Annotated in this window: 12 protein-coding genes and 3 tRNA genes; 14 read left to right on the forward strand and 1 reads right to left on the reverse strand. The window is 39.1% G+C overall.

Annotated elements, in window-relative coordinates; genetic code table 11:
* The first annotated feature begins 184 nt into the window (after positions 1-184).
* The 9 genes from EO119_RS07400 to EO119_RS07440 all read left to right on the forward strand — a co-directional run bounded on the left by EO119_RS07400 (position 185) and on the right by EO119_RS07440 (position 8181).
* A tRNA-Trp gene (locus tag EO119_RS07400) sits at positions 185-260 on the forward strand.
* Between the two features lie 14 nt (positions 261-274).
* Positions 275-351 (forward strand) — tRNA-Arg (locus EO119_RS07405).
* 6 nt (positions 352-357) lie between these two features.
* Positions 358-441 (forward strand) — tRNA-Leu (locus EO119_RS07410).
* Between the two features lie 89 nt (positions 442-530).
* Complete coding sequence (locus EO119_RS07415; protein WP_009353527.1) at positions 531-713, forward strand: hypothetical protein; 183 nt, start codon at positions 531-533, stop codon at positions 711-713.
* 55 nt (positions 714-768) lie between these two features.
* Complete coding sequence (gene mfd, locus EO119_RS07420) at positions 769-4050, forward strand: transcription-repair coupling factor (RefSeq protein WP_126941261.1); 3282 nt, start codon at positions 769-771, stop codon at positions 4048-4050.
* 1 nt (position 4051) lies between these two features.
* A complete protein-coding gene (locus tag EO119_RS07425) occupies positions 4052-5596 on the forward strand; it encodes a polysaccharide biosynthesis C-terminal domain-containing protein (RefSeq protein WP_126941263.1) in 1545 nt (514 codons plus the stop codon).
* Positions 5593-6384: a nucleoside triphosphate pyrophosphohydrolase gene (mazG, locus tag EO119_RS07430; RefSeq protein WP_126941265.1), complete on the forward strand. Its 792-nt coding sequence runs from the start codon at positions 5593-5595 to the stop codon at positions 6382-6384. The genes EO119_RS07425 and mazG overlap by 4 nt, the downstream gene beginning before the upstream one ends.
* Positions 6385-6431: 47 nt before the next feature.
* Positions 6432-6755, forward strand: a complete 324-nt coding sequence (locus tag EO119_RS07435) for an HU family DNA-binding protein (RefSeq protein ID WP_126941267.1) — start codon at positions 6432-6434, stop codon at positions 6753-6755.
* A gap of 307 nt (positions 6756-7062) precedes the next feature.
* On the forward strand, positions 7063-8181 hold the full coding sequence (locus EO119_RS07440; protein WP_126941269.1) for a glycosyltransferase: 1119 nt from the start codon (positions 7063-7065) through the stop codon (positions 8179-8181).
* 119 nt (positions 8182-8300) lie between these two features.
* Here EO119_RS07440 and EO119_RS07445 read toward each other — a convergent pair whose 3' ends face one another.
* Positions 8301-8660, reverse strand: coding sequence for a hypothetical protein (locus tag EO119_RS07445; RefSeq protein WP_009353548.1), 360 nt, complete (start codon positions 8658-8660; stop codon positions 8301-8303).
* A 167-nt stretch (positions 8661-8827) separates the two neighbouring features.
* Here EO119_RS07445 and EO119_RS07450 point away from each other — a divergent pair, with 167 nt between their 5' ends.
* The 5 genes from EO119_RS07450 to EO119_RS07470 all read left to right on the forward strand — a co-directional run bounded on the left by EO119_RS07450 (position 8828) and on the right by EO119_RS07470 (position 14844).
* On the forward strand, positions 8828-9022 hold the full coding sequence (locus EO119_RS07450) for a type II toxin-antitoxin system HicA family toxin (protein WP_240632843.1): 195 nt from the start codon (positions 8828-8830) through the stop codon (positions 9020-9022).
* A 29-nt stretch (positions 9023-9051) separates the two neighbouring features.
* Entirely contained in the window at positions 9052-9450 is a 399-nt protein-coding gene (locus tag EO119_RS07455; RefSeq protein WP_062402128.1) for a type II toxin-antitoxin system HicB family antitoxin, read from the forward strand.
* A gap of 6 nt (positions 9451-9456) precedes the next feature.
* Positions 9457-11481 carry an ABC-F family ATP-binding cassette domain-containing protein gene (locus EO119_RS07460; RefSeq protein WP_126941273.1) on the forward strand — a complete coding sequence of 675 codons (2025 nt, stop codon included), beginning with the start codon at positions 9457-9459 and terminating at the stop codon, positions 11479-11481.
* Positions 11482-11775: 294 nt separating this feature from the next.
* On the forward strand, positions 11776-13113 hold the full coding sequence (locus tag EO119_RS07465; protein WP_126941275.1) for a putative porin: 1338 nt from the start codon (positions 11776-11778) through the stop codon (positions 13111-13113).
* Between the two features lie 522 nt (positions 13114-13635).
* On the forward strand, positions 13636-14844 hold the full coding sequence (locus EO119_RS07470; protein WP_126941277.1) for an S-layer homology domain-containing protein: 1209 nt from the start codon (positions 13636-13638) through the stop codon (positions 14842-14844).
* The last annotated feature ends 39 nt before the right edge of the window (positions 14845-14883 follow it).

A 14883-nucleotide genomic window follows, 5' to 3' on the forward strand; every position in this document is an offset into this window, starting at 1 on the left:
AACACAGTAGTTAAGCTCGTAAACGCCGAAAGTACTTGGCTGGAAACGGCCTGGGAGGATAGGAAGTTGCTGATTAAACTTAGCGGGGGCTAGCATCTGCTAGCCCAGCTAAAAACTTGGTTCTGCTACAAGAATCACTTGACAAAGTATCAACTTTACGTTATACTGAGTAAGTCGTAAAGATAGGGGTATAGCTCAATTGGTAGAGTAGCGGTCTCCAAAACCGTTGGTTGTGGGTTCAAGTCCTACTGCCCCTGCCAACTAAATTACATATGACTCAGTAGCTCAGCTGGATAGAGTGTTTGACTACGAATCAAAAGGTCGGGGGTTCGAATCCCTCCTGGGTCACCATCTTATGCGGGAGTGGCGGAATTGGCAGACGCACCAGACTTAGGATCTGGCGCCATTGGCGTGGGGGTTCAAGTCCCTTCTCCCGCACCAATTTTAAAGATAAGCGAATAGTTATATTCGCTTTTTTTGTATATCTAGTGTAAGAATATAAATTTAAGTGTTGATACAAGGAGGTTGCTATGAAAGTTACAGACTTAAGCTTTTTAGCATCTGCGGTTTCTGGTTTACGTGAAACTCGTTGGAACAAAGAAATATTCAAAGCCTTTTTCTTCGGTCTTACTGTAGGTGCATATTTAATTTATGCAGCCCTTCATTATATTGAAGAGTCCACGAATACGGCGATTAAAGAAAACCTAGAATAATCACAGGGGCTATAGATAACTATAGCTCTTTTTCATATAAGAAAGGAAATACTATATGTCGATGACATATAAGCCTATATTAGATATAAAAGGGACTATGAAGGATATTGTAGACTCTTTTTATAAAAAAGGCGCTACCCAAATCTATGGGTTAGGAGGATCACAGAAATCTTTTCTGTATAGTCAAGCTACATTAGAAGGTGAGCAAAGACCAACCCTTATTGTGACCCATGATAAAACCCATAAAGAGTTATGGGAAAGGGATATACAATGTCTATTACCAGATGCTAAAGTATTATCTTATCCTATTGTGGATCGATCTCTTTCACAATGGACGGCAAAAAGTTTAGATACACAGGCAAAACGGATGGAGACCTTAGGGAATCTAGCTTTGGGTAAACCAGTGATTGTATTAGCTACCATAGAAGAAGCTAGTCAATTTGTAGGCGAACCTTGTACCGTGTTAGATCATATGTTAACGCTTCAGGTAGAGCAAGACATAGATCAGCAAATCCTGTTAGAAAAATTAGTGCAAATTGGATATGAACGAGTGGACCAGGTGGAATATCGTGGTCATTTTAGCGTGCGTGGAGATATTTTAGATGTATTTCCTATCCAAAGTGAATTTCCTTTTCGTCTTGAATTTTTTGGCGATACGATTGATACTATGCGTCAGTTCAATGTGGATACGCAACGCTCTATGGGGGAAACTTCGGAATGTATGGTCTTACCTATACACGCAGATAATGATGAAGAAACTTGCTCTATACTCTCTTATTTAAGTAGTGGCGTATTAATTTTAGATGAGCCAAAACGGTTAGAAGAAGCATTAGGTAAAGTTCATAAGGAAGATGCGACGAATGAAGAGTTATATCTGCGTTGGAAGGATTGGAAAGCATCTTCGAAGGCGCATACCACTATTTTATTCAGTATGATGCAACGCTCTGCAGGGTGGGGGAAGGTACAGACCATCGGTATGATGGGAAAATCTATTGCCTCCTATGAGCGGCAAATTCCAATGCTTATGGATGATATTAAGTTTAATGCATCCTTGAATAGACAAATTGTATTGGTATTACACAATCAGCAACGCCGTGAAGCAATAGAAAGTGCGTTACTTGAAAATAAGATATCCTATGTGTATCGAGATACATGGGAATGGACAGCACCTGCAGTTCTTATTGTGGAGGGCATACTTTCAGAGGGATTTGAATTACCACATTCAAATCTAACGGTCATCACAGAAGGGAATATTTTTGGCTTTCAGAAGAAAAAAATTCGTAAGAAAGTAGATAAAGGTCAGGAGATTAAATATTTTACAGATATTACCGTTGGGGATTATGTAGTACATAGCATCCATGGTATTGGTAAATATCGAGGACTGAAGACCATAGAGACGGAAGGCATTCATCGAGATTATATTGAAATTGATTACGCTGGTACAGATCGTTTATTTTTACCGGCAGACCATTTGGATCAATTACAAAAATATATTGGTAATGAAGGCGTTACGCCCAAATTACATAAAATGGGTGGTAAGGAATGGATTAAGACAAAATCGAAAGCCCAAAAATCTATTGATGATTTAGCAGATACCTTAGTAGAGTTGTATGCGAAACGAGAACTTATAGAGGGCTATGCATTTTTACCAGACCAACCATGGCAACGAGAGTTTGAAGACCAGTTCCCGTATGAAGAGACTGATGACCAATTACAAGCGATTCAAGAGATTAAGGCGTCGATGGAATTACCACGCCCTATGGACCGACTGTTATGTGGGGATGTTGGATTCGGTAAAACAGAAGTGGCTATGCGCGCTATGTTTAAAGCTGTTATGAGCGGTAAGCAAGTAGCCATGTTAGTACCCACAACGGTGCTTTCAGAGCAACATTTTAAAACATTTATGTATCGATTCTCACAATTTGGAGTGCGTGTAGAAGTGTTAAATCGATTCCGGTCAGCGAAAGAAAAGAAGGATATTATCAAGGCTGTACAAGATGGACAGGTAGATATCTTAATCGGCACACATGCGTTATTAAGTAAGAAAATTCAATTCCAAAAGTTAGGCCTATTAGTAGTAGATGAAGAACAACGATTTGGGGTGGCACAAAAAGAAAAGTGGAAACAATGGGCTACTAATATTGATATTCTAACCCTCAGCGCTACGCCAATTCCACGGACCTTGCATATGTCCTTGGTAGGGGTTCGTGAAATGAGTGTCATCCATACGCCACCGATGGAACGATTACCAGTGCAAACCTATGTTGTGGAGTTTGACATGCAAGTAGTGACGGAAGCTATTCGTCGTGAGCTACAACGAGGTGGACAGGTATATTTTGTGTATAACAAGGTACAGTCCATTGCGCATATGGAAGAACAGTTACAGCGAGCTATGCCGGACCTACGCATTGCAGTGGCTCATGGACAAATGGCGGGTACCATGATGGAACATGTGATGCAGGATTTTACAGAAGGACAATATGATGTGCTCTTATGTACTAGTATTATTGAAACGGGCTTAGATATTCCGAATGCCAATACCATTATTATTTACGATGCAGACCATTTGGGCTTGTCACAGTTGTATCAAATGCGCGGGCGAGTAGGGCGTTCTAGTCAACGAGCGTATGCGTATTTTATGTATCGCCCAGATAAGGTGTTAAATGAAAGTGCCGAAAAACGGTTGAAGGCCATCCAGGAATTTACCGAATTAGGTGCAGGATTTAAGTTAGCTATGCGCGACATGGAAATTCGAGGGGCAGGCAATTTATTAGGTGCGCAACAACATGGTAATATCGCAGCTGTCGGCTTTGCTATGTATGCTGCCATGTTAGAAGAAGCGATTGCAAAAGCTCAGAAAAAAGATATTCCAGACCGTCCATTACCAGCACCAGTGGTGGATGTAGGCATGGATGCCTTTATCGATAGTGATTATATTCATGATGAGGCACGAAAGATTTCTGTGTATCAACGATTACTACAAATTGATACAAAAGCTGGTTTAGACGATTTTGTAGATGAATTAATTGACCGGTTTGGATCTCCTACAAAACCAGTGGAACGTCTCATTAAATTGGCCATGATTAAGGAACGAGCTCGCGCTTTAGGTATGAAGAGTGTCATTCGTAAGGATGGGAATATTCTCTTTACTTGGCAAGATGAGTCTAAAATGGAAGACTGGGATATGGGTGCCATCAGTGAAGATATATGGAAACATATGAAACATCGAGGCTCAAACCCTACTGTATGGGCCTATACATTACAATCTGGCGATGTAATCCGCCAAGTAGAACAAGTACTGAGTGAATTTGAACGAAAACTTCCAAAGGAGGGCTAATATGACGGGATTTATGAAAGGAGCTATGATCTTAACCGCAGCAGGGTTATTGGTGAAGGTCATAGGGGCGGTCAGTAAAGTCATTGTAGCCCGTATCTTAGGAGGCGAAGGGGTGGGTCTGTACCAAATGGCCTATTCTTTGTATCAACTAATTATCAGTATCGGAGCAGCAGGATTACCAGTAGCTCTTTCTATTATGATTGCTCGAAAAGTGGGACAAGAGGACTATAGAGGAGCTCGGTATATTTTCAAGGTAGCATTGACTACTATGGGGATGTTAGGTGTATTGCTAAGTGTAGCCTTTTATATTGCTATTCCTTATGTTATCGAAATCGGATTGATTACAGATAACCGAGCAGAAGGTGCGTTATTAGCGGTAGCACCTGCCATTGGGATTGTTTCTTTATTGGCCTGTTTTCGAGGCTATTTTCAAGGATTTCAAAATATGTTGCCTACTGGTATATCACAGGTATGTGAACAGTTAGGGCGTGTACTAGTGATGGTGGGGGCAGCTATCTACTTTTTACCACAGGGGATTGAATTAGCCTCTAGTCGTGCGGCCTTATCTTCTGTCATTGGCGTAGGCTTAGGATTAGTGGTGTTACTGTATTATTATGGTCGAGAATCTAAATTAGAAGGACAAATATTTCCTTTAGAATCACCGAAGACCATTATAAAAGACTTAATGACACTAGCCTTTCCAGTGGCCGTAGCCAATATTATGATACCTCTCATTGGAGCCATTGATTTATGGCTAGTACCACAACAATTGATGCTATCTGGTTATGGCAAAGAAGAGGCCACAACAGCATTTGGATATTTAACAGGCATGGCGACCTCTCTTATCAGCTTGCCTGTTATAGTGACTATGTCCTTAGCCACTAGCTTAGTACCGGCCATATCTAGACTGCATAGAGAACGAGATAGAGAAGAAATCCATCATCGCATGGAGACCGCGCTACGGATGACGAATATCGTAACTATTCCTGCCTTTGTAGGATTATGTGTATTGGCTACACCGATTTCTCAGATGATGTTTGATACGCCGAATGCAGGTGGATCTATTGCTGTTCTTAGCACTAGCATTTGGCTACTAGGTGTACAACAAGTAACAACAGGTGCCTTACAGGGGTTAGGACGCACGGCGATTCCTATGTTTACGTTACTCTTAGGGGCAGTATTAAAAATTTTATTAAATCTCTATTTAACACCGCAATGGGGGATAGAAGGTGCTGCATGGGCCACTAATGTAGATTTTGGTATAGCTGCGGTAGCAAACTTGTATATATTGTATCGAAGTACATCATTTACTATTTCTTTCTTAGAAATTGGAAAAATACTATTCTCCTCCTTAGCCATGGGTGGTGGCACAGTGATGTTTTATAATTTTATGAGTACTATCCTATCTAATACCATGAGTGTAGCATTATCTATTCTTTTAGGAATTGTACTATATGTATTAGCACTAAGTATAACGAAAACCATGCAGGTGAAAGAGTTTACCGGTTTGGCAAAACAAGCCATGAAGAAAGGTGGTTCTAAGTGAGTCAAAAAGAAACGAGTTCCTTTACATTGGATCCATTAGTAGATGTATTAGCTGAATTACGAGGCTCTAATGGGTGTCCTTGGGATAAATTACAAACACATAGTTCACTACGTAGATACTTGCTAGAAGAAGTATATGAAACATTAGAAGCCATTGATGAAAAGAATGTGGACCATTTACGGGAAGAATTAGGAGATTTATTGTTGCAAATCGTGTTTCATGCACGAGTAGCAGAGGAAAATGGATATTTTACCATGCAAGATGTGGTGAATGATATTACCGCTAAAATGGTGAGACGACATCCGCATGTGTTTCAAAGTGCAGACCGAAAAACAGTAGGAGATACATTAGCAACTTGGGAAGAATTGAAAGCAAAAGAAAAAGGGCATGAACGTACATCTATTTTGGATGGAATTTCTCCAGGATTACCAGCTTTATTACGGGCTCAAAAATTACAAGAGAAGGCAAGTAAAGTGGGGTTCGACTGGCCTAGTGAAGAAGGGGTGTGGGCTAAGTTTTATGAAGAAATAGATGAATTTAAGCAAGAAATATTCAAAAAAGATATAGAAAAAGCGGAAGAAGAGGGGGGAGATGTACTTTTTTCCTTGATAAATCTGTTTAAATGGTATAAAATAATCGGAGAAAACGCACTACACCGCACAAATACAAAGTTTATACGGCGATTTTCTTATGTGGAAAAAAAGGTCCAACAGAGTGGAAACAAATGGGAGGATTTTACTCTCAAAGAGCTAGATGAATTTTGGGAGGCGGCAAAGGTGGAACTTTAATCGCATGATTAAGTTAAAGGAATACTATTTTTAAGGGAGGTTCAATCATGAACAAAACTGAATTAATCGCAAGCGTTGCAGCTAAAGCTGAATTGACAAAAAAAGATGCTGAAAAAGCAGTAAAAGCTTTATTCGACACAATTGGCGAAGCATTAGCTAAAGAAGAAAAAGTACAAGTAATTGGTTTTGGTACTTTCGAAGTTCGTACTCGTGCTGAACGCATTGGCCGCAACCCTCGTACGAAAGAAGAAATGACAATTCCAGCATCCAAATCCCCAGCTTTCAAAGCAGGTAAACAATTAAAAGACCTTGTGAACGCACCAGCTACTAAAGCAGCTACTAAAGCAGCTACTAAAGTTCGTAAAAAATAATTCAGGATATTCCTAAGATACAAAAAGAACGCTACATTCCTCTGCAAATTGATATTTTCTTACATTTGCATGGGAAGGAAGCGTTCTTTTTTATATTCAACATTCATATATGTTGAGGCAATGGTAGACATATGTATACTATATCTCCCAATATATGGCAGAAATAGGGATTGGAGGTAGTCGATTAGGAGAGGGAATGTTTTGTATCTCTTCGAATCTATGATAGAATAGACATAATGTAATTGCTTAGTAAGAATCAGTGAGATAAACATACATCATTAGAGGCTATCTAAAGAAAGGAGGGTACATGGGTCAACGTATTTTAATTGTATCGGCGTCAATTGGTACGGGTCATACGCAAGCGGCACTGGCGATTCAAGAATATTGGCAACAGAAAGATCCAAGTGCAGTCGTACATCATGTAGACTTTTTAGGGACAGATACATTTTCCTTTGATAACCTATTGAAAGAAACCTATTTTAAAATGTTAGACTTCTTTCCTTTTCTCTATGATATTGTCTATCGTTGGTCTGGTGCTGAATGGAAAGGAAGCGTAGCCCAAACGGTAGTGTCTTGGATGCTAAAGAATCGGATGGAAAAACTCATAGAAAAGGAAGAACCAGATTTAATTGTTTGTACCCATCCATTTCCTTGTGGGGCAGCAAGTGTGTTGAAACGACATCGAAAAATAGAGATTCCTATTGTAGCCGTTATGACTGACTTTGCAGCCCACCAATTTTGGCGCTATGATGAAATCGATGCCTATCATGTAGCTACGCCATCCATGGTGTATGAAGTATTGAACATGGGTGTACCTTTAGAAAAAATTCATGTCACAGGTATTCCTATCATGCGTCACTTCTTTACACCTTTAAAAGAACCCTACGGCAGTGATTCTTGTAAGAGGGTATTGCTCATGGGTGGTGGACTTGGATTAGGTTGTGTAGAAGAAGCCTTACAACGGCTAGATCATGTACCGGGGATTGATGAAATTCATGTAGTGGCAGGCTTGAACGATGGGTTATATAACTCTTTGCATCATATGAAAGAATCCTTACGAACGCCTATTTCTATATATGGCTATACCAATGAAATCCCTGAATTGATGCGAAAGGCGACATTGCTTGTGACAAAGCCCGGGGCATTGACTTGTATGGAAGGCGTTACTATAGGTGTACCTATGGTATTTTTCAATGCCATTCCTGGACAAGAAGAAGCTAATGCAGAACTGTTAGAACAAAAGGGCTGTGGCAAATGGGCACGTCATATTGAAAACTTGGATGATGTAGTAGGTGCTTTATTACAAAATCATGAACGGTTACAGGCTATGCATGAAGCAGCGAAGGCTTGGAAAGTAGATGGAGCCGCGGAAATCGTAGCTGCTTGTGAGAACATGCTGACACATAAACAGGAGATGCTTGAATAGAAAGATAACATAATACAGGATTTAGGATGCCGACTAGTATGGCCTCCTATTTATACAGTTGTATTAAGAAAGGCTGTCACAACATGTAAATTACATGGTGTGACAGCCTTTTTGCTGTATTACTCGCTATAGGAGTCCATTTCAGAATCGTAACGCTCAATATTTTCATTGCGAATATCTTGCAAAGTATCTAGCAATTCTTCCGCACTTTCCACACGAAGGAATAATTCTTTTAGTTCCTCTCCATTTGGAAGTGTTACGCTCCATTGAAATGCATCATTATCATCATACACGGATACAATTACAGGTGTATCCATTGCAGTAGGAATACGTCCATCTTCATCGGAAATAATGGCATATTGACCATCTTCCTCTTCGCTACCATCAGATAGTTCATATAATAGAACGTCCCGTTCGTCAACTTCTACAATTTCAAAACCAATATCTTCAAACTCTTGCTGAACCGTGTCAGTGTCCATGACAACCTCCTTATAAAATAATGAATATGTTACTTTCATTCTAATCCATGATAGTAGGTGTGTCAATGCAAATCTATAGTTTACATACGTGTTAGTACGTACTATAATAAAAATAGAAGTTGTTTTGTATGTAATTAGTAATCTCATGTCTATTTTCGTGAAAGCTGGTGATTATTTTGGTAACACCAAAAGAACTACTAAAAGTATTAAAAAAGGACGGCTGGTATATTGATCGAATACGAGGCTCACATCATATGTTAAAGCATACGAGTAAAGTGGGGCGTGTTACAGTACCTGTACATAAAGAAGACTTAAAACCTAAAACATTACATACAATATTGAAGCAAGCAGGAATTAAATAAAGTAGTTACGATGAAATAGGAGGTATACTATGAGAAAAGAAATGTATCCAGCAATTTTTAGCAGTGATGGAGATGGAGGATATACAGTCAGCTTTCCAGATTTGCCAGGCTGTGTTACAGAAGGTAATACATTAGCCGAGGCGGTAGACATGGCAGAAGATGCATTGGGACTTTATTTGTATTCTTTGAGTGAAGATAAAGAAGAATTTCCAGTTCCTATGAGTCCAACGGATATACAATGTAGCTCAGGGGAGTTTATTGGGCTAGTAAAATGGGATGAGGAAGCTTATTTAAGAAAGACAGATAATAGAGCTGTGAAAAAAACGCTTACTATTCCTAGTTGGCTTAATCATAAAGCAGAAGAAGAGAATCTTAATTTTTCTAAAATATTACAAAGTGCATTAAAACAAGAACTAGGAATTATATAAACGAGTATGAACATCTTAACATTACAAAATATAGAAAAATCGTATGGCCCCCGGCTATTGTTTAAAAACGTAAATGTCACCATAGCGTCTCATCATCGCATTGGCTTAATTGGCGTCAATGGGACAGGTAAAACAACTTTATTGCAGGTGTTGGAAGGAACACAAGAACCAGATACAGGTAGTATAGAACGGAATGGGAAGGCTACGATTCATCGATTGGAACAAGATCCGTATATTGATGAAAGTAGTACCTTGCTAGATAATGTATTATTAGGAGACCATCCTAAACTTTCACTGGTTCGAGATTTTGAAAGAGCTTTACAAGACCCAGAATCCTCGCAGTATATGAAATTATTAGCGCGCATGGATGAAGAAGATGGCTGGGTTGTAGAACAAGAAGCAAAAATGATATTGACACGCCTTGGCTTTCATGATGTACATGGGCCAGTAAACTCATTATCTGGGGGACAACGCCGAAGATTAGCATTAGCTAGAGCCTTGGTCTATCCTTGTGATTTATTATTGCTTGACGAACCTACGAATCATTTGGATGAGGCCACCATTGAATGGCTAGAACTATATTTAAAAGATAGAAAAGGGGCTGTATTATTGAGCACCCATGATAGATATTTCCTAGATGCCGTATGTAACACCATATGGGAACTATCGAATCAGACTATATATGAATTTCAAGAGACCTACGAAACCTATGTATCCTTGAAAGAAGAACGAGAAGCACAGTTAGATGCCATTGAGGAAAAGCGCAGAAAACTGATTGCCAGTGAATTACAATGGGTGCGCCGTGGTGCGAAGGCGCGTACCACGAAACAAAAGGCAAGATTGCAACGGTTCGAGCAATTGAAAGCTATGGAAAAACGACAAAAAGTAGGTACTGTGGATCCCGTAGTATTAGCCTCTCGTTTAGGAAATACCATTTTTGATATAGAGCATTTGTCCTTTGCGTATCCTACAGGACGAGAAGTGATTAAAGACTTTACGTACCATATGGTACGTCATGACCGAATTGGTGTGGTAGGACCTAATGGGATTGGTAAGACTACGTTGATGAAGCTATTCCAAGGGTCCCTAGAACCGACAGGTGGGACTATGGGGCGTGGAGAAACAGTTCGCATTGGATATTTCTCGCAACAATTGCCGACCTTTAAAGAGGACCAACGGGTGTTGGACTATATTCGAGAAAATCGCTCGTATTTGCACTTGCCCAATGGCAGTTCCTTAAGTGCAGGTCAATTATTGGAACGTTTTTTATTTTCTCCATCCCACCATGGTTTGCCAATCCGTAAACTGTCTGGTGGGGAAAAGCGAAGATTATTTTTACTTCGCATCTTAATGGATGCCCCCAATGTGCTACTCCTAGATGAGCCTACCAATGATTTAGATATTCCAACCTTAGAAGTCTTAGAAGAGTTCTTAGATTCTTATAGTGGTATTGTCATCACCGTGTGTCATGATCGGTACTTTTTGGACAGAGTGGTAGATAAACTCTTTGTATTCACTGGAGCAGGTCATATCGAGATATACCATGGTGGTTACTCTGATTATGAAGCGGATACGAATCTAACGAGCGGCATGGGTGGTGATACAAAACGTGGTGTCCTACGCCATGCAGTGCAGGTACAGGGTGGATCCGCTGGTTCTAGGGGGCAGAATGCGGAACAACATGCCAATGATGAGATGGTAGTAGATGCTGAAAGTGGAGGTGTACAAAACCTATCACGTGATACAGGCATAGATGTGAATACTAGTATAAATCCAGAAGCAATAGATACTACGGTGGATAACAACGAAGGTGGCAAAAAGAAACTGACATTAGGGGAGATGAAAGAACTTGAACAATTAGAATTTCGCATTGCGGAACTAGAAGGTCTAGTGAAAGCCTATGATGCTATGATTGCTCAAGGGGGTAGTGACTATGAAGCCATTGAAAGTACTATCAAAGAACGAGAACAAGTGGTAGAAGAGTTGGATATGAGTACCTTCCGTTGGTTGGAATTGGAGGAGAGAAAATAGCTTATTATCAGTGTTTTAAACAAAATGTGTTTGACATCATAGAGGGATATCGAAAAAAATAGTTGTGCATTCTTTAAATTTATGTTATTATACAAAAGTCTTTTCAATACATTTAAGTAAATGGATATGACAAAACTTTATAGAATACATATATGAATCATAGATATAAATTACTAGAGGGAACATGGATACTCTATTAAAAATATAAAGATGAATTGTATATGTGGAATAAATTTTGTTATATGATTCAGAGAAGATTAAGTAATTTTATGTTTTTAGTAAGAGGTACTAACAATGAAAAAACATTTAGCAGTATTAGCTGCAACAGCAGTATTGGGTGTTACTTCTGCATTCGCAGCAAACCCATTCTCCGACGTAACTCCACAAGATTGGGCATATCAAGCAGTGGCTCAATTGGCTTCCCAAGGTATTGTTAACGGTTACCCAGATGGTACATTCAAAGGCCAACAAAACATCACTCGTTATGAAATGGCTCAAATGGTAGCAAAAGCTTTAGTTCGTCAAGATCGTGTTGACGCTGAACAAAATGCTATCATCAACCGTTTGGCTAACGAATTCTCCGCTGAGTTGAACAACTTAGGTGTTCGTGTTTCCACATTGGAAAACAAAGTGGGTAACTTCAAATTCACTGGTGATGCACGTGTTCGTTACCAAGGTTCCAATACTGTAGAAAATGCATATGTAAATGATATTACATTTGGTGATGCTGAAGAAGCAGATGTTGATGCAGCTGATGTAGATGTAAACGATGAATCTTTAGCAGTAGATGAAGATAATGTAAAAGCAGTTACAAAAAAACGTTCTAAAATTGACTACCGTGCACGTGTACAATTCGAAGCTACTGTAAACGACAACACTAAAGCAGTAGTTCGTTTAGCAACAGGCGATAAAGAATTCGGTGCAGCTGGAAATCCTACTACAACATTAGATCGCATCTATGTACAACATAATTTTGGTAAATATGCGACTGCTTCCGTAGGTCGTCAAGATATCTTGATCGGTAGCGGTTTAACTTATGACAGCGCATTTGAAGGTGCAAAAGCAACTGTAGGTAAAGATAAATTAAATGCAACAGTAGCACATGGTTACATGGTTGGTGGTGACTTCGAAAACCTTTCTCGTGAAGATCGTTACCAAACAACAGTTTACCAAGTAAATGCAAAAGTAGGTAAACATGTAGATGCAAAAGGTTACTATGTACAAGACCATGGTCAAAACTCTGAAAACTACTTTGGTGGAGCATTAGATACACACTTCGGCGCTCATAATAAAATTTGGGTTGGCGGTGAATTCGCTAAATTCGAATCCTTCGGTAAAGAAGGAAATGCTTGGACTGCAGGTATCGGTTACGGTGCATACGATATCTCCAAAGCCGGTTCTTGGAATGTAAAAGCTCAATATTTCCGTAATGGAGAAATGAGCCCTGTAACTATTCCATCCTCTAAATTACCTAAAGCTTCTACAGATGACTTCAAAGGTTGGTTAGGAACTGTTAACTATACAGTAGCTAAAAATGTTGGTTTAACAGCATATGCACAATTACGTGGTAAACATCTTGATGGTTATGAATTACCTGACTACTACCGTGCAGAACTTAACTACAAATTCTAATTTGAAAGTTAACTATATAAAAAAGAACTCCTTCGGGAGTTCTTTTTTATATGATAAACGATAGATTGTAAATAGGATTGCTCCATATACTTAGGTAGTGTGTTAAAAGTATGGGTAAATGTATTCAATTTTTATTTGCAATTTAAGTGAAAGTTGGGGCTAAGTAAGTATTCATTTATTATCTAGATCTAGGAGTTTTAAAGGTCTAAAATGCTGTATGAAAAGATTGGAATAATACATGTTATAGCAAATAGTTAGATATGGTTATTAAAAGTATATATATCCTGCATACAAAAATAAACGAAACGCTTATTTGCTGGGAAGTATTTGCTTTATATGGATATCCTATGATATGATACTTTCAAGTCAAGTATGTTTGCTATGATTTAGATTATAGGTATGTCATTACTGTATGTGAGGAAACGAGGACACTCCATGAAAAGTAATGCGGTGATATAATCAGTCAAGCTATATGTATGAGACGGTGTATATTATTTTATTTTTCATTGAGAGGTAATTATCATGAAAAAACATTTAGCAGTATTAGCTGCAACAGCAGTATTGGGTGTAACTTCTGCATTCGCAGCAAACCCATTCTCCGATGTAACTCCACAAGATTGGGCATACCAAGCGGTTGCTCAATTGGCAGCACAAGGTGTAGTTAACGGCTACCCAGATGGCACTTTCAAAGGTCAAAACAACATCACTCGTTATGAAATGGCACAAATGGTTGCTAAAGCATTAGTTCGTCAAGATCGTGTTGATGCTGAACAAAATGCAATCATCAACCGTTTAGCTAACGAATTCTCCGCTGAGTTGAATAACTTAGGCGTTCGTGTTGCTACATTGGAAAACAAAGTGGGCAACTTCAAATTCACAGGTGATGCTCGTCTTCGTTACACTGGTACAGAAGATGCTCGTAAATCTAAATTCGACTACCGTGGTCGTGTAAAATTCGAAGCAACTGTAAACGACAATACGAAAGCAGTAGTACGTTTAATGGGTAGCAAAGAATTTGGTAAAGCTGGTAACCCTAGTACAGCTATCGACCGTGTATATGTACAACATAACTTTGGTAAATATGCAACTGTAGCTGCTGGTCGTCAAGACTTAATAGTAGGTAGTGGTCTTGCATTTGATGGTGCTTTCGAAGGTGTAGTGGCTACAGCTGGTAAAGATAAATTAAATGCGTCTGTGGCATATGGCTATCTACAAAGTGGAACATATGGTAAATTAGAACTTGATAAAGCGACTCGTGCTGAAAACTCCCAAGTAACAGTATATCAATTGAACACTATGCCAACTGAAAAATTAGCAGTAAAAGGTTTCTATGCTGATGCTCATGAAAAAAATGTACATAATGCATATGGTGCATCTCTAGATCTTAAACTTGGCAACAAAGTTTGGGCTGGCGGTGAATATGTGAAAACAGAAACTCAAGGTGCTAATGGTGAAGCTTGGACAGCGGGCTTAGGTTATGGAAATTATAACATGGCAAAACAAGGTACTTGGTCTGTTAAAGGTCAATACTACAATATTAAAAAAGATGCGCCTGTAATCGATTCCGCACTAGGTTTAGCGAAAAAAGGTAATAAAGGTGTATATGCAACAGCTAAATATGCTGTAGCTAAAAACGTAGGTCTTGCAGCTACTGCTACTATTGATACTAAAGATCAAGCTAACAAAGCACAAGCTGAATCCTATCGTGCAGAACTTAACTACAAATTCTAATTTGTTAGTTACACATATAAAAAGAACTCCTTCGGGAGT

It is taken from the genome of Veillonella sp. CNR 79/14, from assembly GCF_003992185.1.
GTDB lineage: Bacteria > Bacillota > Negativicutes > Veillonellales > Veillonellaceae > F0422.

What these genes read in the sequence shown, in the direction of transcription:
- EO119_RS07415 (WP_009353527.1), top strand. Translation starts at nt 531, where the DNA reads ATGAAAGTTACAGACTTAAGCTTTTTAGCATCTGCGGTTTCTGGTTTA.
- mfd (WP_126941261.1), top strand. Translation starts at nt 769, where the DNA reads ATGTCGATGACATATAAGCCTATATTAGATATAAAAGGGACTATGAAG.
- EO119_RS07425 (WP_126941263.1), top strand. Translation starts at nt 4,052, where the DNA reads ATGACGGGATTTATGAAAGGAGCTATGATCTTAACCGCAGCAGGGTTA.
- EO119_RS07435 (WP_126941267.1), top strand. Translation starts at nt 6,432, where the DNA reads ATGAACAAAACTGAATTAATCGCAAGCGTTGCAGCTAAAGCTGAATTG.
- EO119_RS07440 (WP_126941269.1), top strand. Translation starts at nt 7,063, where the DNA reads ATGGGTCAACGTATTTTAATTGTATCGGCGTCAATTGGTACGGGTCAT.
- EO119_RS07445 (WP_009353548.1), bottom strand. Translation starts at nt 8,660, where the DNA reads ATGGACACTGACACGGTTCAGCAAGAGTTTGAAGATATTGGTTTTGAA.
- EO119_RS07455 (WP_062402128.1), top strand. Translation starts at nt 9,052, where the DNA reads ATGAGAAAAGAAATGTATCCAGCAATTTTTAGCAGTGATGGAGATGGA.
- EO119_RS07460 (WP_126941273.1), top strand. Translation starts at nt 9,457, where the DNA reads ATGAACATCTTAACATTACAAAATATAGAAAAATCGTATGGCCCCCGG.
- EO119_RS07465 (WP_126941275.1), top strand. Translation starts at nt 11,776, where the DNA reads ATGAAAAAACATTTAGCAGTATTAGCTGCAACAGCAGTATTGGGTGTT.
- EO119_RS07470 (WP_126941277.1), top strand. Translation starts at nt 13,636, where the DNA reads ATGAAAAAACATTTAGCAGTATTAGCTGCAACAGCAGTATTGGGTGTA.